Here is a 19,344-nt window from a genome sequence, read left to right on the forward strand (position 1 = left end):
ACCGGTGCGTGTCAGTCGTGATCGGGGTGGTTCCTGGCGGTGCGGCCGCGGCGCCGCTCGTACCGGTGTTGTACTTGGGCGTCGTGGCCGTGCCGTCAGGGGCCGCATCCGGCGCGGCTGGTGCGTGCCGGTACTTCGACACAGGCCCTAGGAAGCCCAGGGCAGGCGCTGGCCGGGCGGGGCGCTTTCCAGCCAGGAAAGGAAACCGGTCAGCGCGTCCGGGGTCATCGCGATCTCGACCTCGGGATGCGGCGGGCCGCCCAGCAGGTTCTCGATGCGCAGCACCCGGGAGCCCAGCGGCATGTTCGGGGTCTCGAAGCGGCCCGGGTCGCGGCGCGCGGCGATCTCCAGACCGGCCCGGTGGATGACGCGGTCGGGGCCTGCGCGCAGGCTCAGCGCGCGGAACCAGGCGAACTCGTCGCCCTGGTAGCGGCCAACGCCCAGGTGCCAGCCCTTGCCGGTGTCATCGATGCGGGTGCGCAGGGCGACGTGGATGCCCCCCGCGCGCAGCAGCCGCACGCGCCGGACGACCAGGAGCAGGAGAACGATCAGGACAGCGGCCAAGAGCGTCACGACCACCACGCTGATGTCCACCGGCCGCTCCCGCCCGCTAGGCCGTCATCAGGCCGATTGCTCGGCGGCGCGCAGGCGGGCGGCTGCCCGGTTGCGCTCGTCGGTGTCCGCGTGTTGCAGGTCCGAGCGGGCCTGGGTCACGTCGATCTCACCCGCCAGCTCCGCGGACTCGGCCAGGATGCTCACCGAGTCGGCCGTGACGGAGAGGAAACCACCGTGCACCGCGGCGACCACCGTGTCGCCGTCGGTCGTGCGGATCTTGACCACGCCACCGTCGACCAACTGGCCGAGCACGGGCTCGTGACCGGCCATGATGCCGATCTCACCCTCGGTGGTCTGCGCGACCACGAACGTGCCGGTACCCGACCACAGGCGTCGTTCCACGGCGACCAGCTGGACGGACATCTCAGCCACGGGTGTCTCCTTCGGCTCGCGGTTCGCTGCCAGTCTAGTCGGACCGCCGTCAACCTCCCCAGCCAGCCCGGTGTCGGTTAGGACATACGACATTTCGACCACAAGGGGGTGACGACGATCGACGCGGATGATGAGTTCGCCGAGTTCGTCGCGCACAGGTCCACCGCGCTGCTGCGCACCGCGTTCCTGCTCTGCGGCGGAGACCAGGGCGCGGCCGAGGACCTGCTGCAAGACGTGCTGGAACGGGTCTACACCAAGCGGAGACGCGTGCGCGGGGACCTGGAGCCCTATGTCCGGGCCGCGCTGGCCAACGCCTCGGCGAACCGCTGGCGGCGCCGCTCCCGGCGGGTGCCCGAGTCGCCGCTGGACGAGGCGGCGGAGCCGGGGGTGCGCGGACCGGAAAGCGCGGTGCTTGACCGCGACCAGGTCGCGCGGGCGCTGGGGACGCTGCCCGCCCGGATGCGCGCGGTGCTGGTGCTGCGCTTCTTCGACGACCTGTCCGAGGCCGACACGGCGGCCACGCTCGGCTGCGCCGTCGGCACCGTCAAAAGCCAGACCTCCCGCGGCCTGGACCGGCTGCGCGAGGTCCTGGGCGCCCACAGCCTCACGAGGGGATGAGCATGGACACCACCGAACTCTCGCGCGTCCTGCGGGAGGCCACCGAGGGCGTCGAGCCGCGCCCCGATTTCACCGGAGCCGTGCTGCGCGGCGGCAAACGCCGCCGGTTTCGCCACCGCATGGCCGTGGCGGGCGTCCTCGCTATGGTCGTCGCGGCCGGGGCGGCGACCGTGACCATCTGGCAGGCCGACCCGCCCCCGCTGGCCGCCGCACAGCCCGATCCGATGCTCACCGCGCCCACCCGAGGCGACCTGGCGGGCGACCAGGCTTACCTGCGGGAGGCGGCGGCCGCTTTCGAGCGCGGCATCGCCGCCGCCCCCTGGGCAGCCGACCCCGCCGAAGCGCGCCTGGGCAAGCCACACGTCTACTGGGCGGGAAACACCCCCGCGGGCAGGGTCGCCGTCGTCGTGCAGGAACGCAGGCCGGAGGCGGGCGTCCTGATCCAGGCGGATGACACCCGGGTCGACCTGAGCACCGTCCAGCGCACCGTCGTCGGCCTGGTCACCGGCGACCAGCCCACCCTGGTCAACAGCTTCCGCACCAGCGGCGGACCGATCGCCTTCCTGTTCGGCCCCGACGACCGGCACGCGGTGGCGATCGACGGCGGCCCACTGCACATCTCTCCGGAGTGGACAGTCAACCCAGATGGCCACGGCACGCGGAGATGGACGCCCATGACCGCCCTGGACGGAATCTGGTTCGCCGCATTCCCCGGACCGGTGCGCGGCGGCGATGTGCGGGTGGTGCGCGGCCAAGACCCCGACAAGGCCGGGCACTCCAGCAGCCTGACCGTGCTGCCCGCGTCGCTGTACGCCGAGGGCACGGACCGGCAGAGCAAACCGATTCCCCAGCGGACAATGGACTGGCCGCAGAACCCTCCACTGAGGACGACCGGAAGCACGTCACCCCCGCTGACCGCCACCCTCGACGTCGGCGCCGAACTCCAGACGGCGGGCTATGGCGATCCCCTGGCCCGGGTCGGCGTGGTCGGCTTCGAGGTGGTCGCGGACCTCCCCGGCGGCGGCAGCGCCGTGGCGGTGGAGTACGCGCCCAACTTCACCGGCAGCAGGCTCTACCTCGCCCTCAGAAACCCGGAAGGCAAGGTGACAACCTGGACCTACGGCGGCCCACTTGACCCTGCCGCCCCACTTCCGGTCGCACTATCCCTTCCGGACGGTCAAGGCTGGCTCGTCGCCGCCCGAGGGGCCGACCTGAGCTACCGCACCGCCCAGCCGGGAGCGCAGCCGGTTCCGGTGGGCAAGGACGCCGCCCTGATCCCCGCCGACGCCAACCAGGTGACCGTCACCAGCCCAGACGCAGACCCGGTGACCGTTCCCCTGCGGTAACGGAACGAGAGGCCGGTGTCCATTGCGGACACTGGCCTCTCGTCACACGTACATGGTCAACGCGCGGGCAAGCAGCGTGCCGCGGTTGCCAGCGCACGCGGGGCGATTACCTCCCTGACCACCGAGTCGAACCAGCAGCACAAGGCACCGCCTCCCACCCTCGACCGCCAGACGCCGCCGAGTGCCCATCCGACCAACCGAGGGCGGCGGGGTGTCGCCAGCGGCCCGATGGGAGACGCCAGAATCCAGTCGGCCGTCGAAGCCTGCCGGAAGCGGAAGCAGTGTCTCGAAATCGGTAACCACACCGCGCCGACTTGACGTAGCCAACTCGCCCAGCCAACAACTGCTAGGTGCCTCGGAAGCGCATCCAGCAACGAACAGGCTGGCTACGACCAAGGTGCTGGCTGCAATCTTCATTGCTCCCTCAGGCAACTTGCTGAAACAGGTTGGCCAGGCAGGCGGCGTGGCGAACAGGGAAGACCAGACGATGGTCACATTCAGCGTGGACAAGATAGTCCTCGACCCGCCATGCACGAGCCCGTATGCCGAGAAGGCGGAGCGAGGCCACTACCTCGCGCTTCACATGACCGTAAAGACGCATCCAGATTTCAAGGCCGAAGAGTCAATCTCCATGATCACCCAGCACGATTTCGATATCGTGGGACCGGATGGCATCACCGAGAGCGAAGTAGCCAGCTTCCGCCTGTGCATGAAGAATGACGAATACTTGACCACCGACCAATTTTCACCATCCTCTCAATACCGAGGCGTGATCGTTCTCGACACAAGAAACACCACCGGAGTGATAGCAATGCGCCCGCTGGGGATGGAAAGCGGCTGGGAATGGAGCTTTTAGTCCGCTGCTAAACATCGCAGCCACGTAACAAACAAACCCACACACCAGAAGGGCCGGTGTCCGCAGTGGACACCGGCCCTCTCGGTTCAGCTTGGGGGCGTTACTTCTTGCCGGTCAGCTGCTGGTACTTGCGCTCCAGGTCGTCCAGGCCGCCGATGGAGAGGAAGGCCTGCTCGGGAACGTGGTCGTATTCGCCCTTGGCGACCTTGTCGAAGGCCTCGATGGTGTCGGAGACCTTGACGAACGAGCCCTCTTCGCCGGTGAACTTCTGGGCTACGAAGAAGTTCTGGGAGAGGAAGCGCTCGATGCGGCGGGCGCGGTTGACCGTCACCTTGTCCTCTTCGGACAGTTCGTCCATGCCGAGGATGGCGATGATGTCCTGCAGTTCCTTGTACTTCTGCAGGATCCGCTTGACCTCCTGGGCGACCCGGTAGTGCTCGTCGCCGACGACGGCCGGGTCGAGGATGCGCGACGACGAGGTCAGCGGGTCGACCGCCGGGTAGATGCCCTTCTGGGAGATCGGACGGGAAAGCTCCGTCGTCGCGTCCAGGTGGGCGAAGGTGGTCGCCGGGGCCGGGTCGGTGTAGTCGTCCGCGGGGACGTAGATCGCCTGCATCGAGGTGATCGAGCGGCCGCGGGTCGAGGTGATGCGCTCCTGCAGCTCGCCCATCTCGTCGGCCAGGGTGGGCTGGTAGCCCACCGCGGACGGCATGCGGCCGAGCAGGGTGGAGACCTCGGAACCGGCCTGGGTGAACCGGAAGATGTTGTCGATGAACAGCAGCACGTCCTGGTTCTGGACGTCGCGGAAGTACTCCGCCATGGTCAGCGCGGACAGCGCGACCCGCATGCGGGTGCCCGGCGGCTCGTCCATCTGGCCGAAGACGAGCGCGGTGTCGGGGAGCACGCCCATCTCTTCCATTTCCAGGAAGAGGTCGGTGCCCTCACGGGTGCGCTCGCCGACCCCGGCGAACACCGAGGTGCCACCGAAGTTGCGGGCGATACGGGTGATCATCTCCTGGATGAGCACCGTCTTGCCGACGCCAGCGCCGCCGAACAGGCCGATCTTGCCGCCCTCGACGTACGGGGTGAGCAAATCGATGACCTTGACGCCGGTCTCCAGCATCTTGGTCTTGCCTTCGAGCTGGTCGAAGGCGGGCGGGCGGCGGTGGATGCGCCAGCGCTCGGCGTCCGCGGCGTGGCCCGGCTTGTCCAGGCACTCGCCGAGGGCGTTGAACACGTGGCCCTTGACCGCGTCGCCGACGGGCACGGAGATAGCCTCGCCGGTGTCGAGCACCGGGGCGCCGCGGACCAGGCCGTCCTGGGGCGCCATGGAGATGCAGCGCACCAGGTTGTCACCGAGGTGCTGGGCCACCTCAAGGGTGATGGTCTTCTTCATCGACTCAAGCTCGACGTCGACCTTGAGCGCGTTGTACAGCTCGGGCACCGAGTCGCGCGGGAACTCCACGTCGACGACGGGACCGATCACCCGGACGACCCGGCCGGTGGCGGTGCTGGTGCGTGGTTCCTGAATGGCAGTCATCGCTAATCATCACTTCCTGCGGCAGCGAGCGCCTCTACGCCACCGACGATCTCGCTGATCTCCTGGGTGATCTGCGCCTGGCGAACCTGGTTGGCCACTCGCGTGAAGCTCTTGACCAGTTCGTCGGCGTTGTCCGTGGCGGACTTCATTGCCGTGCGTCGAGCGGCGGACTCCGACGCTGCCGATTCCAGCAGTGCCGCGTAGATCCGGGTGTTGACGTACTTCGGGAGCAGGTTGCCGAGAAGGGCCTCGGCGCTCGGCTCGAACGAGTAGGCCGAGGAGATCCCCGGGGACTCGCTGTACTCGATCTCCATCGGGCCGATGCGCTTGGCGACCGGGCGCTGGGACAGCATCGAGCGGAACTCGGTGTAGACGATGTGCAACTCGTCCACGCCCAGCACGCCATCGACGCCCGGCTGGTCGTCCACGTCGTCCTCGCCCGCGAGGAAGGCGCTGATCAGCGCCTCGCCCGCGGCAACGGCGTCGCTGTAGGCGGGCCGCTCCGAGAAACCGGTCCAGCTGCCGGTGACCTCGCGCTGCCGGAACCGGTAGTAGTTCAGGCCCTTGCGCCCGATCACGTACAGCACCGGGGTCTTGCCCTGCTCGCGCAGCAGCGACTGCAACTCCTCCGCGCGCTTGATGGCGTTGGCGTTGTAGCCGCCGCACAGGCCGCGGTCGGAGGTCACCACCAGCACACCGGCGCGCCGGGTGCGCTCGCGCTGGGTGAGCAGCGGCGAGTCGAGGTTGCTCGCGCCCGTGGCCAGCGCGGTGAGCACCGCGGTGATCTCGTCCGCGTACGGCTTGGACTCCGCGACCCGCGCCTGCGCCTTGCTGATCCGCGAGGTGGCGATCAGCTCCTGCGCCTTGAAGATCTTCTTGAAGGACTGGGCCGACTTGATCCGCTGGCGGATCTCCCGAAGTTGCGCCATGCCTACTCCTTCGGCGGCGCGGGCTTGTTGACCTTCACGGTCTCCTGCCCGACCTCGTCGGCGTCCAGAGCGTCGGCGGGGACGTCGCTGACGCCGCCGCTCTCGGCCGCGGTGAAGTTCTCGGAGAACGCCTCGACAGCCGCGATCAGCCGCTCTTCGTTGTCGTCGGAGAGCACCTTGTTCACCCGGATCTCGTCCAGGATGCCCGCGTGGCGGTGGCGCAGGTTCTCCAGCAGCTCGGCCTCGAAGCGGCGGACGTCGCCGACCGGGATCGAGTCCAGGTAGCCCTTGGTGCCGACGTAGATGGACACGACCTGCTCCTCGACCGGCAGCGGCGAGAACTGGCCCTGCTTGAGCAGCTCCATCATCCGGGTGCCTCGGGCGAGCTGGGCCTTAGAGGTGGCGTCGAGGTCGGAGGCGAAGGCGGCGAACGCCTCCAGCTCGCGGTACTGGGCCAGCTCAAGACGCAGCGTGCCGGAGATCTTCTTCATCGCCTTGGTCTGCGCGGCTCCGCCGACCCGGGAGACCGAGGTGCCGACGTTGATCGCCGGACGCTGGCCCGAGTTGAACAGGTCGGCTTCCAGGAAGCACTGGCCGTCGGTGATGGAGATGACGTTGGTGGGGATGTAGGCGGAGATGTCGCTGGCCTTGGTCTCGATGATCGGCAGGCCGGTCATCGAGCCGCCGCCGAGCTCGTCGGACAGCTTCGCGCAGCGCTCCAGCAGGCGGGAGTGCAAGTAGAAGACGTCGCCGGGGTAGGCCTCGCGGCCCGGCGGGCGGCGCAGCAGCAGCGAGATCGCGCGGTACGCCTCGGCCTGCTTGGTCAGGTCGTCGAAGATGATCAGGACGTGCTTGCCCTGGTACATCCAGTGCTGGCCGAGCGCGGAGCCGGTGTAGGGCGCGAGCCACTTGAAGCCAGCGGAGTCCGAGGCCGGGGCGGCGACGATGGTGGTGTACTCCAGCGCGCCCGCCTCCTCCAGCGCGGACTTGACGCCCGCGATGGTGGAGCCCTTCTGGCCGATGGCGACGTAGATGCAGCGGACCTGCTGCTTCGGGTCGCCGGTCTCCCACGCCTTCTTCTGGTTGATGATCGTGTCGACGCAGACCGTGGTCTTGCCGGTCTTGCGGTCGCCGATGATCAGCTGGCGCTGGCCGCGGCCGATCGGGGTCATCGAGTCGATGGCCTTGAGGCCGGTCTGCAGCGGCTCCTCGACCGGCTGGCGCTGCACGACGGTGGCGGCCTGCAGCTCAAGGGCGCGCTGCTCCTCGGCGACGATCTCGCCGAGGCCGTCGATCGGGTTGCCCAGCGGGTCGACCACGCGGCCGAGGAAGGCGTCGCCGACCGGGACGGACAGGACCCGGCCGGTGCGCTTGACCTCCTGGCCCTCCTCGACCTTGTCGTAGTCGCCGAGGATGGCGGCGCCGATCTCGCGGGCGTCCAGGTTCAGCGCCACGCCGACCACGCCGCCGGGGAACTCCAGCAGCTCGTTGGCCATGGCCGAGGGCAGGCCCTCGACGTGGGCGATGCCGTCACCGGTGTCGGAAACCGTTCCGACCTCTTCCCGGTTGACGTCCGGGGAGTAGCTGGAGACGTAGTTTTCGATCGCACTGCGGATCTCGTCCGACGAGATCGTCAGCTCCGCCATGAAAGTTCCTGCTCTCGCTTCGTTCTGGGAAGACTAATGGGGGTCAGCCGGCCAGCCTGCGCCGCAGCGCGTCGAGCCGTCCGGTGGTGCTGCCGTCGATGACCTCGTCGCCGACCTTGATGACCAGACCGCCGCCGAGGTCGGGGTCGACCTCGATGTGCAGCGCGATCGGCCGGGCGTAGATCCGCTGCAGGGAGGCCGACAGCCGGTCCTGCTGCTCGGCGGAGAGCGGGCCAGCGGAGATCACGTGGGCCACCGAGCGCTCGCGCCGCTTGGCCGCCTGCGCGGCCAGCGCCTCCAGGCCAGCGACGACCTGCCTGCCGCGCGGCTGGCCGACCAGGTTCTCGACCAGCGCCGAGGTGGTCTTGTCCACCTTGGCCCCGATCAGCTCGCGGACCAGGGCGAGCTTGCCCTCGGCCGTGGCGGTCCGGTTGGCCAGCACCTGCTCCAACTCGGTCTGGTCGGCGATGATGCGGCCCAGCCGGAACAGCTCGTCCTCGACGGTGTCGAGGCGGCCGTCCCGCTCGGCGCGCACCAGCAGCGCGGTGGTGGCCAGCGACTCCAGGCCGTCCACCAGCTCCCGGGGGCTCGACCACCGGGCGGCGACCGCGGCGGCGACCACGGTCAGGGCCGACTCGGAGATCTTGCCGCCGAGCAGGTCCCGCACGAGCCGTTCGCGGTTCGCCGGATCGGTGGCGGAGTCGGCGAGCGTGCGCCGCAGGCCGATTTCCCGGTCCAGCAGACCGACGACCGCGAACAGCTCTTCGCCGAGCGTTGCGGCGGCCGTGGCCCCCTCGACGACGTCGAGCAGGGTCAGCTCGACGGCGGCGAGGGCTTCCCGGCTCGCGGCTTGGAATGTCATCTCAGGCGTCCCCTAGCTCTTCGCAGGCGCCGAAACCGAGTCGAGCTCGGCCAGGAACCGGTCGACCGTTCCCCGGCGCCGGGCCTCGTCCTCAAGGGACTCGCCCACGACCCGGCTGGCCAGTTCGACGGCGTGGCGGCCGAGGTCGGCGCGCAGCTCGGCGACGATCTGCGCGCGCTGCGCCGCCAGCTGGGCCTGCCCCTGCGCCACGATACGCGCGGACTCCTCCTGGGCCTGGGCGCGCAGCTCCTCCTTGATCTGCTCCGCCTCCGCCCTGGCGTCGTCGCGGATGCGCGCGGACTCGGCGCGGGCCTCGGCGAGCTGCGCCTTGTACTGCAGCAGCGCGGCCTCGGCCTCGGCCTGGGCCCGTTCAGCCTTCTCGATGCCGCCTTCGATCTTGGCCGTGCGCTCGGCGTAGAGCTTCTCGAACCGGGGCGCGACGAACTTCGAGATCACGAACAGCAGCAGCAGGAAAGCCACCAGGCCGAGGATGACCTCGGCGAGGTGCGGCATCACCGGGCTCGGGGTTTCAGCGGCCAGGATGAATGTGTTCACCACGACGTCTCCCTGACGAAGAAGGGCTGAATCAGCCGCCGGACGCGATGAAGAACACGACCAGGCCGATCAGGGCGAGCACCTCGACAAGGACGAAGGTCGTCCACGCGATGCCCATGAGCTTGCTCTGGGCCTCCGGCTGGCGGGCCGTGCCGTTGATGACCGCGGCCCAGATCAGGCCGACGCCGACGCTGGAGCCGATGGCGCCAAGGCCGTAGCCGATGGCCGCGAGGCCAGCGTTGATCGAGGCGGGCGCCTCCTGGGCGAGAACAGCAACACTGCTCACTTTGTGTATCCCTTTCCAACTCGGTCCGCGGGCACCCGCGGATCGGGGGCTTGATGGGTGTCCCTAGTGCTCTTCCGCGAGTGCCATGCCGATGAAGTTGGCCGACAGGAGCGCGAAGATGTACGCCTGCAGAACCTGGATGAACGCCTCAAGGAAAGTCATCGCGATGGCGAAAGCCCAGGAGACGAGCGATACCGGCTTGAGCGCCACTGGGGCGTGCAGGAGCAGGAATTCACCACCCAGGGTGAAAACCAGCAGAATGAGGTGTCCGGCGAACATCGCGGCGAAAACTCGGATCGCCAGCGTGACCGGGTTCAGAATGAACTTCTGCAGGAACTCGATGGGAGCCACCAGCAGGTAAATCGGACCGGGCGCGCCGGGCGGCATCGTGGCGTGCTTCAGGTAGCCGACGAAGCCATGCCGCTTGAAGCCGACGTAGTGGTAAACCGGGTAGACCACCAGCACCGACAGCGCCAGCGGGAAGCCGATCCGCGACATGGTCGGGAACTGCAGCACCGGGATGACCCCGAAAAGGTTGTTCACCAACACGAAGGTGAACAGTGTGAGAATAAGCGGCACGAAGGGCTTGAAATCCTTCGAGCCGATCTGCTCCCTGGCGATGGAGTTGCGGCCGAAGTCGTAGACCGATTCGGCGGCGAACTGCCACTTGCTGGGGATGACCTTCAGGTTCCGCGACGTGATCAGAAAGAACGCGGAGACGATCACGACGGACAAGACCACCAGGACCATCGGTTTCGTGACGTCACCGAAGATCGGCGGGAGAATGAAGTCCTTCACGCCGGGTGGACTGAACGTCTCACCCTCGGCCAGCACCAGCCTGCCCAACTCTGGGCTCCTTCCGGTTCTCCCGGCCGGCGTTCACTCCGCCGGGGGAATCGTCACGATCAGGTCGTAAGGTACCTGACGAACATGGCATGTCTGCAGCCGGCCACCTGATGGCCTGGTCAGCCAACCCGCGAGCTGACCGCAATACGCCAAACCGACCGCTGACGCAAACCCTACCAGGCGGTAACGAAGGAATCATCAGGTGTGTGGCGTGGCCCGCCGACGAACTACTCCTCGTCGGCGGTGATGATTGTCGGCAGCTTGGTGCGGCGAAACGCGACCGCCTCCGCGACGGCCGCGACAATCACCACGGCGATCATCGTGAGGCCCAACGACCGGCCGTGGAGCGCGTCGACGCCGCGCAGCGCGGTCATGACCAGCATCAGCACGAACAGCTTGACGAGCAGGCCGCCCAGCGACGCGGCGAGCGCGGCCTGCGGCCCCAGGGGGGCGGTCTTGCGCATCAGGAACAGCGTCAGCAGCGACGAGCCGCAGGCGAGCGCGCCGCCCACCAGCGCGCCGAGCGCGCCGGGCGCCCCGTTCAGCACGCCGAAGAGGACCACCCCCGCGGCCAGGGTCGCCACCGACGGCCACAGCGCGGTGCGGAACATGGCGTCCGCCAGCGTGAGCAGCGACCGGGTGTGCGGGCCAGGCCTCGGCTCGGCGGTCGCGTCGGTGGTCGCGCTTGTCTCGTTGTTCTCGCTCATCGTGGGTTCAGTCTAAGGCCGGGCGCGCGGGCGGCCCCGGCAGGCGTCACCGGGACGAGCGGATGCGCGGCAGGTAGGAGATCACCGCGGTCAGCACCACGACGATCACGATCCCCCAGATGACGAGCGCGACGTCGTAGAGGGTCACCGCGATGGCGCCGAAGGCGATCAGGCCGGCCCACAGGTAGATGAGCAGCACCGCGCGGCGCTGGGAGTGCCCGATTTCCAGCAGGCGGTGGTGCAGGTGCATCTTGTCCGCCGAGAACGGGCTCTCGCCGCGGCGGGTGCGCCGGACGACGGCCATCATCAGGTCGAGCACCGGGACGAACAGCACGGCGGCGACGATGAGCAGCGGGGAGAACACCGCGAGCGCGTCGGTCGCGCCCCACTGGGTGGGGTTGGCCCGGCCGGAGACGGTGGTGCTCGCCGCGGCCAGCATGAGGCCGATGAGCATCGACCCGGAGTCGCCCATGAAGATCCGGGCGGGCTGGAAGTTGTGCGGCAGGAAGCCAAGGCAGGCCCCGGCCAGGGTGGCGGTGAACAGCGCGGGCGAGTAGTTGCCGATGTCGCCGCCGGACTCGTCAAGCTGGTTCATGGCGAACACGCAGGTCGCCGCGGCCGAGATGAGGCCGATGCCCGCGGCGAGCCCGTCGAGCCCGTCCACGAAGTTCATCGCGTTGATCATCGTGACGGCGAGCAGGATGGCCAGCACGCCGCCCTGGTTCTGGTCCAGGACCAGCACCGAGCCCAGGACGCCCTTGTCGCCGCCGCCCCAGGGCACCCACAGCACGAACCACTGGATGCCGAAGAGCACCAGGACACCCGCGCAGGTGGTCTGGCCAGCCAGTTTGGTGAGCGAGTCCAGCTCGAACCGGTCGTCCAGCATGCCGATGGCGACGATGACGCCGCCGCCGATGAGCACGGCGACCGGGTCGAACGAGTAGTCGAACGCGCGGCGCAGCACGGGGAGCTGATGCGCCAGCAGCATCCCGCCGCAGATGCCCAGGTACATGGCCAGCCCGCCCAGCCGGGGCATCGGCACGACGTGCACGTCGCGCTGGCGCGGGTAGGCGACCGCGCCCATCCGGATGGCCAGCAGCCGGACCAGGCCGGTCAGCAGGAACGTCAGGACCGCGGTGATCAGCGCGACCAGCAGGTACTCCCGCACCGGCAGGCCAGCGGGCGCGAATCCGCTCGTGGGTGTCACGCCCGCTGGCTCCTCGGGTAGGCGGGGCGGGCGGCGGTCATGGCGGCCACCGCCTCGGCCAGCTCGGCTGCGGCGGCTGGGTCGGCTGCGGCGGCTGGGTCGGCTGAGTCGGCCGCTGTGCGCACGGCGCGGCCGACCAGCCGGGCGATCTCGCGCATGTCGGGCTCGGTCATGCCCTGCGTGGTGACGCTGGGCGAGCCGAGCCGGATGCCCGACGCGACCGACGGCGGAGCCGGGTCGAACGGGACGGGGCTCTTGTTGAGCATGATCCCGGCCGCGGCGCAGCGCGCCTCGGCCTCGGCTCCGGTGACGCCGAGCCCGCGCAGGTCGAGCACGGCCAGGTGCGTGTCGGTGCCGCCGGAGACCGGGCGCATGCCTTCTTCGGCCAGCCCCTCGGCGAGCGCGGCGGCGTTGGCCACGACCTGGCGCGCGTAGTCGCGATAGGACGGCTCGGCTGCTTCCCGGAGCGCGACCGCCTTCGCGGCGATCACGTGCGGCATCGGGCCGCCCTGGGTAAACGGGGCGACCGCCCTGTCGATGGCCTCGGCGTGCTCGGCGCGGCAGAGCACCAGGCCGCCGCGCGGACCGCGCAGGGTTTTGTGCGTGGTCGCGGTGACCACGTCGGCGAAGGGCACCGGCGACGGCGCCGCCTGGCCCGCGACCAGCCCGATGAAGTGCGCCGCGTCGACCAGCAGGATCGCGCCGACCTCGTCGGCGATCTCGCGGAAAGCAGCGAAGTCGATCAGCCGGGGGTAGGCCGCGGCGCCCGCGATGATCATCCGCGGCCTGCGCGCGCGGGCCAGGTCGCGGACCTGGTCGTAGTCGATCAGCTCGGTCTCCCGGTCGAGGCCGTAGTGGACCGGCTCGAACCAGCGGCCGGAGAAGTTGGCGGGCGAGCCGTGCGTGAGGTGGCCGCCGTGGCGCAGGTCCATGGCCAGCACGACGTCGCCGGGCGCACAGAACGCGGCGTAGCAGGCCAGGTTCGCGTTCGTCCCGGAGTGCGGTTGCAGGTTGGCGTGGTCGGCGCCGAAGAGGGCCCGCGCCCGGGCCGCGCCGATTTCCTCCGCCGCGTCGACCTGGGCGCAGCCGGGGTAGTAGCGGCGGCCGGGGTAGCCCTCGGCGTACTTGTTCGACAGCGTCGAGCCCAGCGCGGCGAGCACGGCGGGGCTGGTGAGGTTCTCGCTCGCGATGAGCTGCAGCCCGCCGCGCAGCCGGTCCAGCTCGCCGAGCACCACCTCGGCGATCTCCGGGTCCGTGCTGGTGAGGGCCGCGAAGTCGGGGCCCCAGAACGGCGTGGGCACGGGGGGTCGCATCTCCTGCGTGTCGAACGGCTGTCGGTGGGGCGGGCGCCAGGCGGGCGGATCAGATGGGCGAATCAGGTGGGCAACGCTACCGTGCGGTGCGCACCTCAGCGCCCAAAGCCTCGGATACGGCGGCGACGCTGACCGCGCCCTCGCGCAGCACCACGGGCTCGTCGCCGCTGAGGTCGACGATGGTCGAGGGCACCGGGTCGCCGGACGGCCCGCCGTCGAGATAGACCGACACCGAGTCCCCGAGCTGGTCGACGGCCTCCTGCGCGGTCGCGGCAGGCGGGCGGCCGGAGCGGTTGGCGCTGGAGACCGCCATCGGCCCCACCTCGCGCAGCAGCTCGATCGCCACCGGGTGCAGCGGCATCCGCAGCATGACCGTGCCGCCGGTCCGGCCCAGGTCCCAGGCCAGCGACGGCGCGTGCGGCAGCACGATGGACAGGTCTCCCGGCCAGAACGCCTCGACCAGCGTACGGGCCGACTGGGGCACCGAGAGGACCAGCCCGTCGATGGTCGACCACGAGCCGACCAGCACGCCGACGGGCATGTCCGGGCCGCGGCCCTTGGCCGCGAGCAGCGAGCTGACCGCGGTCGGGGAGAACGCGTCGCAGCCGATGCCGTAGACGGTGTCGGTCGGGATCACGACCACGCGGCCCGCGCGGACCGCGCTGGCCGCCGCGGCGAGGCCGTCTTCGCGCTGGCCGCGCTCGCTGCAGTCGTAGACCGTGGTCACGGCGGCGAGGATAGCGGTGCGCGTAGTCGGACGATCACGCGCCTCCGCCGCCGATCCCGCCCGCCCGCGCCTGCGCCCGGGTGCGCCAGCTCTGCCTGCGGAAGCGCACCACGATCAGGTAGAGCAGGGCGCTGCCGACGACGATCCCGGCGACCACCAGCGGCACGCTGCCGGTGACCCCGCCGATGGCCACTAGGGTCAGCCCGCAGGAGACGGCCAGCACCGCCAGGCTCACCGCGATCCCCTCCGGGCGCCAGTGCCAGCGCCGGCCCGAGCGCACCTCGGCCAGCAGCCGCTCCGCGCCCCGGCGCAGCTCCCGGTCGTCCACGTCGAGTTCGAGGATGCGCTGGGCGGCGTGCTCGCACAGGGCGAGCTGGCCCTCGCTGGTGAACACCAGGGTCTCCTCGCCGGTGCGGTCGCGGGCCTGGTCGGCGACCGAGCACCAGGTGCTGGCGAGGTAGTAGCGCAGCACCGGATTGCCCGTGCCGCCGTAGACGCGTTCCAGGTCTTCCGCGGCGGCCACGGCGTCCGAACCGGCCACTTTCGCCTGGGACAGGCCCAGGAACGCGAGCGCGTTGCCCGGGTCCAGCTCCTCGGCGCGGCGGTAGTGCCTGGCCGCGGCGCGCCACCGGCCGCGGGCGAGCAGCACGTCGCCGATGCCGACGTGGTCGTGCGGGTGCGCGCGCAGCGCCGCCGACCGCTCGAACTCGCCGAGCGCCTCGTCCAGCCTGCCCGCGAGCAGCGCGGACCGGCCGCGCGCGAACGATTCGGCGGCCTCTCCCGCCCCCGGTTCGTCCTCGCCAGCGGTCAGTTCCCACTTGGCGATGACGTCCTGCCATGTACGAAGCATTGGATCACCCAAGAGGTCACGCTACCCTCGGTACGGCATACCGCAGGCCCGTGTCCAGGGAGTAGCCACGACCAGCCGCTTCACGCGCAGAGGATCCCAGCTCAGCTCACGCTGGCTGGCGTCCTCGCTTGTCGTCGCCTACGCCGCGGTCAGCGCGGCCGTCGGCGCGGTGCTGCTGGTCGCGCCCAAGGAGCCCGAGCGCGACGCGCAGTCCATCACCACCTACGACTACGCCGACTCGGCTCCCCCCGCGCGGCCGGGCGAACCCGCGCCGTCCCCGCTGGCCGAGCCCCCGGCGGACCCGCGCGTCGCGCCGAGCCCGTCGAAGGTGGCGCTGCCGGTGCCCGAGGGCTACCAGCGGGTCGCCGGGCCCGGCGGCATCGTCACCACCATCCCGGACGGCTGGATCGTCACCCGGTCGAGCGGTCCGGGCGCCATGCAGGCCACCGATCCCGACGACCCGACCCGGTTCATCCGCTACGGCGGCGCGCCCGCGCCCGCGGTGGACCTGGTGCGGTCCCATGTGGACTACGAGCGCGCGTTCGCGGCCACCCGGCAGCGGTTCCAGCGGCTGAGCCTGGGCACCGCGACCTACCACGGCGTGCTGGCGGTCGACTGGGAGTTCGAGCACGACACCGCCGCGGGCCGCCTGCACGTCCATTCGATGTACTGGCGGGTGGACGGGACGGAGTACTTCCTCTACGCCAGCTCGACGGTCGAGCGGTGGGCCGAGACGGCTCCGGTCTACCGCACGATGATTGAGAACGTCACGCCCTAGGGTCCGCGCGGCGGGCGGTGGCGAATCGCGGGCGGCCCGCCAGGTCCGGGTGGTCCTCGACCTCGGTGAACACGCCCTGGCCCGCCAGCAGCGCGGGCACGGCCGCGCCGTGGCTGTCGTCGTGCTCGATGGCGACCGCCCCGCCGGGACGCAGCAGGCGGGCGGCCGCGGCGACCACCGAACGGATGACGGTCAGGCCGTCGGCTCCGGAGAACACCGCGTGCGCCGGGTCGTGCTCGGCGACCTCCGGCGGCACCTCGGTCCCGTCCGGAACGTACGGCGGGTTGCACAGCACCAGGTCGACCTGGCCGTCGAGGTCGGCGAACAGCCCCGGGTCGGTGACGTCGCCGGAGTAGAGCCGCACCGGGGTGTCCCCGGCCGCGGCGCGCGCGTCGGCGTTGCGCCGGGCCCAGGTCAGCGCGGCGGCGTCGATGTCGACGGCGTGCACCCGCGCGTCCGGGCGGGCGTTGGCCACCGACAGCGCGAGCACCCCGGACCCGGTGCACAGGTCGACCACGACCGGTGAGCGCGCCTCGGCCAGGGTCGCCAGCCCCCAGGCGAACATCAGCTCGGTCTCCGGGCGCGGCACGAACACCCCTGGCCCGACCGCGACGGTGATCGCGCCCATCGCCGCGTCCCCGGTCAGGTGCTGCAACGGCTCGCGGCAGGCGCGGCGGGCGACCAGCGCCCCGAGCGCGTCGAGCACGGTCGCGTCGACCAGCGGCACCAGCGGCAGCTTGCCCCGCTCGACGCCGAGGACGTGCGCGGCGAGCAGTTCGGCGTCGTTGCGCGGCGAGGCGACGCCCGCGTCGGCCAGAACGCGCTCGGCCGCGCCGATGGCCAGCCGGAGGGGGTGCCTGCTCATGCCCGCAACCCTTTCACGGCCGCGGTCGGTGTCAGTCAGGTGTCCGCACTGGACGCGCGGGCGGCTCCGTTGGACAGTGGAACCGACGCCACCGCGCAAGGGGAAGTGAGGAGAAACACCGTGAAGGCACAACCTGGTGACTGGCTCATCGTCGAACGCGGCGATGTGGACCACCACGCCCGCCGCGGCCGCATCGAGGAGGTCCGCGGCCCGGACGGGACGCCGCCGTTCGTCGTCCAGTGGAGCGACAGCGACCACACCGTGCTCGTCGCCCCCGGTCCGGACGCGCACGTCCTCAGCGAGGCGGAGGCCACGAAATCCCGGTAAGCACCGGCGACAAAGGAAACCCGGTAGCGGCCGGTTAGCGGTCTAGCCCGCCGAGCTCGCCAGCCGTTCGGCCCGGTCGGCCTCGGACAGGGCGTCGAGGACGCCGTCGAGGTCGCCGTCGAGCACGGCGTCGAGGTTGTGCGCCTTGTAGCCGACCCGGTGGTCGGAGATGCGGTTCTCCGGGTAGTTGTACGTGCGGACCCGCTCCGAGCGGTCGACGGTGCGGATCTGGCTGCGGCGCGCGTCGGACGCCTGCCGGGCCGCCTCCTCCTCCTGGGCGGCGAGCAGCCGGGCGCGCAGGACCTGCATGGCGCGGGCCTTGTTCTGCAGCTGCGAGCGCTCGTTCTGGCAGGAGACGACGATGCCGGTCGGCAGGTGCGTGATGCGCACGGCCGAGTCGGTGGTGTTGACGCTCTGACCGCCCTTGCCCGACGAGCGGTACACGTCGATGCGCAGGTCCTTGTCCGGGATGTCGACAATCTCGGCGGCCTCTTCGACGTCCGGATAAACCAGCACGCCCGCCGCGGAGGTGTGGATGCGCCCCTGGGACTCGGTGACCGGCACCCGCTGCACGCGGTGCACGCCGCCCTCGAACTTCAGCCGCGCCCACACGCCGTCGGGGTCCGAGCCGCGGCTCTTGATGGCGACCGTGACGTCCTTGAACCCGCCCAGATCGGACTCGGTGCCGTCGAGCACCTCGGCCTTCCAGCCGTGCCGCTCGGCGTAGCGCAGGTACATGCGCAGCAGGTCGCCCGCGAACAGCGCGGACTCCTCGCCGCCCTCCCCCGACTTGACCTCAAGCAGCACGTCGGCGGCGTCATGCGGGTCGCGCGGCAGCAACAGCTCGGTCAGCTTCGTCTCCAACGCCGGAATCCGCGCCGCCAGCTCGTCAGCCTCCTTGGCGAACCCGGAGTCCTCCCTGGCCAGCTCCCGGGCGTCGGCCAAGTCGCCGCGCACCGCCTCCAGCTCCCGGATGGTCTTCACCGCCGGGGTCAGCTCCGCGTAGCGGCGGCCCAGCTTGCGGGCACGGTCCTGGTCGGCGTGCACGGCGGGATCGGCGAGCAACTTCTCCAGCTCACCGTGCTCGGCCAGCAACTCGTCCAGCGATGATGAATCCACCGGGAACACCTCACGATCGGGGATTTTCGAGTCCGGACACGACGACGGCGCCCGCCCGGTGACCGGGCAGGCGCCGTGCGTGGAGCTACTTGGCGTTCTTGGTCCGCTTGCCGTAGCGGGCCTCGAAGCGCGCGACCCGGCCACCGGTGTCGAGGATCTTCTGCTTGCCGGTGTAGAAGGGGTGGCAAGCCGAGCACACCTCGACGTGGATGTTGCCGGAAGCCTTGGTGCTGCGAGTGGTGAAGCTGTTCCCGCAGCCGCACGTCACGGTGGTGGTGACGTATTCGGGGTGAATGCCGTTCTTCACGGTGGTCGCCTCTCAATCTGTGGCCGCCGGGTCCCCGAAGCGGGGTGAACCGGAGCCGGACTCGACCTACTAGTGTGCCAGAGCGCTGACAGCACCTCTAACGCGGTCCCACCTGCCGCTATTCCGCCGACCGTTCGTCGCCGTACGCCGACCTTCCGTCGCGCGGTTCACCGAAGCCTTCCAGACCCGGCGCACACTGGTCGCGTGTTGTACGCCGTAGGCAGACCGCTCTCGGTCTCCGCGTGGCTGGCCGCACCGGTGTTGTTCATGGCGGCCGTCCTGGGGTTGACCGCGTTTGGCGGTCTTCTCATCGATGCGCAGTGGCAGGTCGCGATCACCAGTGGGCTGTGGGGTGGTGGCGCGGCGATCACGGTCGCGCTGTCTGGGGCGGTGACGTGGCATTCGGGGCGGCAGCGGGTGCTGTTGGCTTTGCCGTATCCGGGGGTGTTGTTCGGGGCGGGGTTGGTCTTGGACCAGATCGTGGTGGCCAAGCCTTATGCGGTTGCTGTTGGGGTGCCAGCGGTTTTGGTTCTGGTGGGGATGGCTCGGGTGCCTGGGCGTTCCTGGCTCGATCGGGTGTCTTAGGGCTGCTCGTTCTGCTCGGACTCTCGTGGTTCCCGGGTCTCGTGGGTCTGCTCGATGGGGTGGAGTGGTTTCTTTGGGGCCCCTACGA

Annotated in this window: 23 protein-coding genes; 6 read left to right on the forward strand and 17 right to left on the reverse strand. The window is 70.3% G+C overall.

Features of this window, described 5'->3' with window-relative positions; genetic code table 11:
• Nucleotides 1-147 precede the first annotated feature (147 nt).
• The gene (locus tag ACZ6SD_RS18785; RefSeq protein ID WP_465318215.1) at nucleotides 148-594 is read right to left on the reverse strand and encodes a DUF2550 domain-containing protein; all 447 of its coding nucleotides are present in this window, start codon (nucleotides 592-594) and stop codon (nucleotides 148-150) included.
• 27 nt (nucleotides 595-621) lie between these two features.
• A complete protein-coding gene (locus ACZ6SD_RS18790; protein WP_465318216.1) occupies nucleotides 622-987 on the reverse strand; it encodes a F0F1 ATP synthase subunit epsilon in 366 nt (121 codons plus the stop codon).
• 108 nt (nucleotides 988-1,095) lie between these two features.
• On the opposite strand from ACZ6SD_RS18790, the gene ACZ6SD_RS18795 reads away from it, so the two are divergent.
• The 3 genes from ACZ6SD_RS18795 to ACZ6SD_RS18805 all read left to right on the forward strand — a co-directional run bounded on the left by ACZ6SD_RS18795 (nucleotide 1,096) and on the right by ACZ6SD_RS18805 (nucleotide 3,807).
• Nucleotides 1,096-1,605, forward strand: a complete 510-nt coding sequence (locus ACZ6SD_RS18795) for a SigE family RNA polymerase sigma factor (RefSeq protein ID WP_465318217.1) — start codon at nucleotides 1,096-1,098, stop codon at nucleotides 1,603-1,605.
• Nucleotides 1,606-1,607: 2 nt separating this feature from the next.
• Nucleotides 1,608-2,951 carry a hypothetical protein gene (locus ACZ6SD_RS18800; protein ID WP_465318218.1) on the forward strand — a complete coding sequence of 448 codons (1,344 nt, stop codon included), beginning with the start codon at nucleotides 1,608-1,610 and terminating at the stop codon, nucleotides 2,949-2,951.
• 397 nt (nucleotides 2,952-3,348) lie between these two features.
• The gene (locus ACZ6SD_RS18805) at nucleotides 3,349-3,807 is read left to right on the forward strand and encodes a hypothetical protein (RefSeq protein ID WP_465318219.1); all 459 of its coding nucleotides are present in this window, start codon (nucleotides 3,349-3,351) and stop codon (nucleotides 3,805-3,807) included.
• 100 nt (nucleotides 3,808-3,907) lie between these two features.
• Here ACZ6SD_RS18805 and atpD read toward each other — a convergent pair whose 3' ends face one another.
• The 12 genes from atpD to ACZ6SD_RS18865 all read right to left on the reverse strand — a co-directional run bounded on the left by atpD (nucleotide 3,908) and on the right by ACZ6SD_RS18865 (nucleotide 15,275).
• A complete protein-coding gene (gene atpD / locus ACZ6SD_RS18810; protein WP_465318220.1) occupies nucleotides 3,908-5,347 on the reverse strand; it encodes a F0F1 ATP synthase subunit beta in 1,440 nt (479 codons plus the stop codon).
• A 2-nt stretch (nucleotides 5,348-5,349) separates the two neighbouring features.
• Nucleotides 5,350-6,276 (reverse strand): F0F1 ATP synthase subunit gamma, encoded by a 927-nt coding sequence (locus tag ACZ6SD_RS18815; protein WP_465318221.1) that lies wholly within the window; start codon nucleotides 6,274-6,276, stop codon nucleotides 5,350-5,352.
• 2 nt (nucleotides 6,277-6,278) lie between these two features.
• Nucleotides 6,279-7,922, reverse strand: a complete 1,644-nt coding sequence (atpA, locus tag ACZ6SD_RS18820) for a F0F1 ATP synthase subunit alpha (protein WP_465318222.1) — start codon at nucleotides 7,920-7,922, stop codon at nucleotides 6,279-6,281.
• Between the two features lie 43 nt (nucleotides 7,923-7,965).
• Complete coding sequence (locus tag ACZ6SD_RS18825) at nucleotides 7,966-8,784, reverse strand: F0F1 ATP synthase subunit delta (RefSeq protein WP_465318223.1); 819 nt, start codon at nucleotides 8,782-8,784, stop codon at nucleotides 7,966-7,968.
• Between the two features lie 12 nt (nucleotides 8,785-8,796).
• Nucleotides 8,797-9,339 carry a F0F1 ATP synthase subunit B gene (locus ACZ6SD_RS18830; RefSeq protein WP_465318224.1) on the reverse strand — a complete coding sequence of 181 codons (543 nt, stop codon included), beginning with the start codon at nucleotides 9,337-9,339 and terminating at the stop codon, nucleotides 8,797-8,799.
• A 31-nt stretch (nucleotides 9,340-9,370) separates the two neighbouring features.
• Nucleotides 9,371-9,625, reverse strand: coding sequence for an ATP synthase subunit c family protein (locus ACZ6SD_RS18835; RefSeq protein WP_465318225.1), 255 nt, complete (start codon nucleotides 9,623-9,625; stop codon nucleotides 9,371-9,373).
• Between the two features lie 63 nt (nucleotides 9,626-9,688).
• Nucleotides 9,689-10,471, reverse strand: coding sequence for a F0F1 ATP synthase subunit A (atpB, locus tag ACZ6SD_RS18840; RefSeq protein ID WP_465318226.1), 783 nt, complete (start codon nucleotides 10,469-10,471; stop codon nucleotides 9,689-9,691).
• A gap of 227 nt (nucleotides 10,472-10,698) precedes the next feature.
• Nucleotides 10,699-11,178, reverse strand: coding sequence for a hypothetical protein (locus ACZ6SD_RS18845; protein ID WP_465318227.1), 480 nt, complete (start codon nucleotides 11,176-11,178; stop codon nucleotides 10,699-10,701).
• Between the two features lie 46 nt (nucleotides 11,179-11,224).
• The gene (locus ACZ6SD_RS18850; RefSeq protein ID WP_465318228.1) at nucleotides 11,225-12,385 is read right to left on the reverse strand and encodes a glycosyltransferase family 4 protein; all 1,161 of its coding nucleotides are present in this window, start codon (nucleotides 12,383-12,385) and stop codon (nucleotides 11,225-11,227) included.
• Complete coding sequence (locus ACZ6SD_RS18855; RefSeq protein WP_465318229.1) at nucleotides 12,382-13,686, reverse strand: serine hydroxymethyltransferase; 1,305 nt, start codon at nucleotides 13,684-13,686, stop codon at nucleotides 12,382-12,384. The genes ACZ6SD_RS18850 and ACZ6SD_RS18855 overlap by 4 nt, the downstream gene beginning before the upstream one ends.
• Nucleotides 13,687-13,774: 88 nt before the next feature.
• Complete coding sequence (locus ACZ6SD_RS18860; protein ID WP_465318230.1) at nucleotides 13,775-14,425, reverse strand: L-threonylcarbamoyladenylate synthase; 651 nt, start codon at nucleotides 14,423-14,425, stop codon at nucleotides 13,775-13,777.
• Between the two features lie 34 nt (nucleotides 14,426-14,459).
• Nucleotides 14,460-15,275 carry a tetratricopeptide repeat protein gene (locus ACZ6SD_RS18865; RefSeq protein WP_465318231.1) on the reverse strand — a complete coding sequence of 272 codons (816 nt, stop codon included), beginning with the start codon at nucleotides 15,273-15,275 and terminating at the stop codon, nucleotides 14,460-14,462.
• Nucleotides 15,276-15,444: 169 nt separating this feature from the next.
• Between ACZ6SD_RS18865 and ACZ6SD_RS18870 the strand changes: the two genes are divergently transcribed.
• Nucleotides 15,445-16,053: a hypothetical protein gene (locus ACZ6SD_RS18870; protein WP_465318232.1), complete on the forward strand. Its 609-nt coding sequence runs from the start codon at nucleotides 15,445-15,447 to the stop codon at nucleotides 16,051-16,053.
• Here the strand turns inward: ACZ6SD_RS18870 and prmC are convergent.
• On the reverse strand, nucleotides 16,043-16,918 hold the full coding sequence (gene prmC / locus ACZ6SD_RS18875; RefSeq protein WP_465318233.1) for a peptide chain release factor N(5)-glutamine methyltransferase: 876 nt from the start codon (nucleotides 16,916-16,918) through the stop codon (nucleotides 16,043-16,045). The two genes, ACZ6SD_RS18870 and prmC, sit on opposite strands and share 11 nt — an antisense overlap.
• 120 nt (nucleotides 16,919-17,038) lie before the next feature.
• On the opposite strand from prmC, the gene ACZ6SD_RS18880 reads away from it, so the two are divergent.
• Nucleotides 17,039-17,245 (forward strand): DUF1918 domain-containing protein, encoded by a 207-nt coding sequence (locus tag ACZ6SD_RS18880; RefSeq protein ID WP_465318234.1) that lies wholly within the window; start codon nucleotides 17,039-17,041, stop codon nucleotides 17,243-17,245.
• Nucleotides 17,246-17,287: 42 nt separating this feature from the next.
• Here the strand turns inward: ACZ6SD_RS18880 and prfA are convergent, their stop codons facing one another.
• Together prfA and rpmE are read right to left on the reverse strand one after the other, a co-directional pair.
• A complete protein-coding gene (prfA, locus tag ACZ6SD_RS18885; protein ID WP_465318235.1) occupies nucleotides 17,288-18,364 on the reverse strand; it encodes a peptide chain release factor 1 in 1,077 nt (358 codons plus the stop codon).
• 85 nt (nucleotides 18,365-18,449) lie between these two features.
• Nucleotides 18,450-18,671, reverse strand: a complete 222-nt coding sequence (rpmE, locus tag ACZ6SD_RS18890; RefSeq protein WP_465318236.1) for a 50S ribosomal protein L31 — start codon at nucleotides 18,669-18,671, stop codon at nucleotides 18,450-18,452.
• Nucleotides 18,672-18,938: 267 nt separating this feature from the next.
• On the opposite strand from rpmE, the gene ACZ6SD_RS18895 reads away from it, so the two are divergent.
• On the forward strand, nucleotides 18,939-19,256 hold the full coding sequence (locus ACZ6SD_RS18895; RefSeq protein WP_465318237.1) for a hypothetical protein: 318 nt from the start codon (nucleotides 18,939-18,941) through the stop codon (nucleotides 19,254-19,256).
• The last annotated feature ends 88 nt before the right edge of the window (nucleotides 19,257-19,344 follow it).

The organism is Actinokineospora sp. NPDC051303, from assembly GCF_055586285.1.

Coding starts and splice junctions, on each gene's coding strand:
- ACZ6SD_RS18800 (WP_465318218.1), top strand. CDS start 1,608: ATGGACACCACCGAACTCTCGCGCGTCCTGCGGGAGGCCACCGAGGGC.
- ACZ6SD_RS18845 (WP_465318227.1), bottom strand. CDS start 11,178: ATGAGCGAGAACAACGAGACAAGCGCGACCACCGACGCGACCGCCGAG.
- ACZ6SD_RS18815 (WP_465318221.1), bottom strand. CDS start 6,276: ATGGCGCAACTTCGGGAGATCCGCCAGCGGATCAAGTCGGCCCAGTCC.
- ACZ6SD_RS18865 (WP_465318231.1), bottom strand. CDS start 15,275: ATGCTTCGTACATGGCAGGACGTCATCGCCAAGTGGGAACTGACCGCT.
- atpA (WP_465318222.1), bottom strand. CDS start 7,922: ATGGCGGAGCTGACGATCTCGTCGGACGAGATCCGCAGTGCGATCGAA.
- atpD (WP_465318220.1), bottom strand. CDS start 5,347: ATGACTGCCATTCAGGAACCACGCACCAGCACCGCCACCGGCCGGGTC.
- prmC (WP_465318233.1), bottom strand. CDS start 16,918: ATGAGCAGGCACCCCCTCCGGCTGGCCATCGGCGCGGCCGAGCGCGTT.
- ACZ6SD_RS18895 (WP_465318237.1), top strand. CDS start 18,939: ATGGCGGCCGTCCTGGGGTTGACCGCGTTTGGCGGTCTTCTCATCGAT.
- ACZ6SD_RS18825 (WP_465318223.1), bottom strand. CDS start 8,784: ATGACATTCCAAGCCGCGAGCCGGGAAGCCCTCGCCGCCGTCGAGCTG.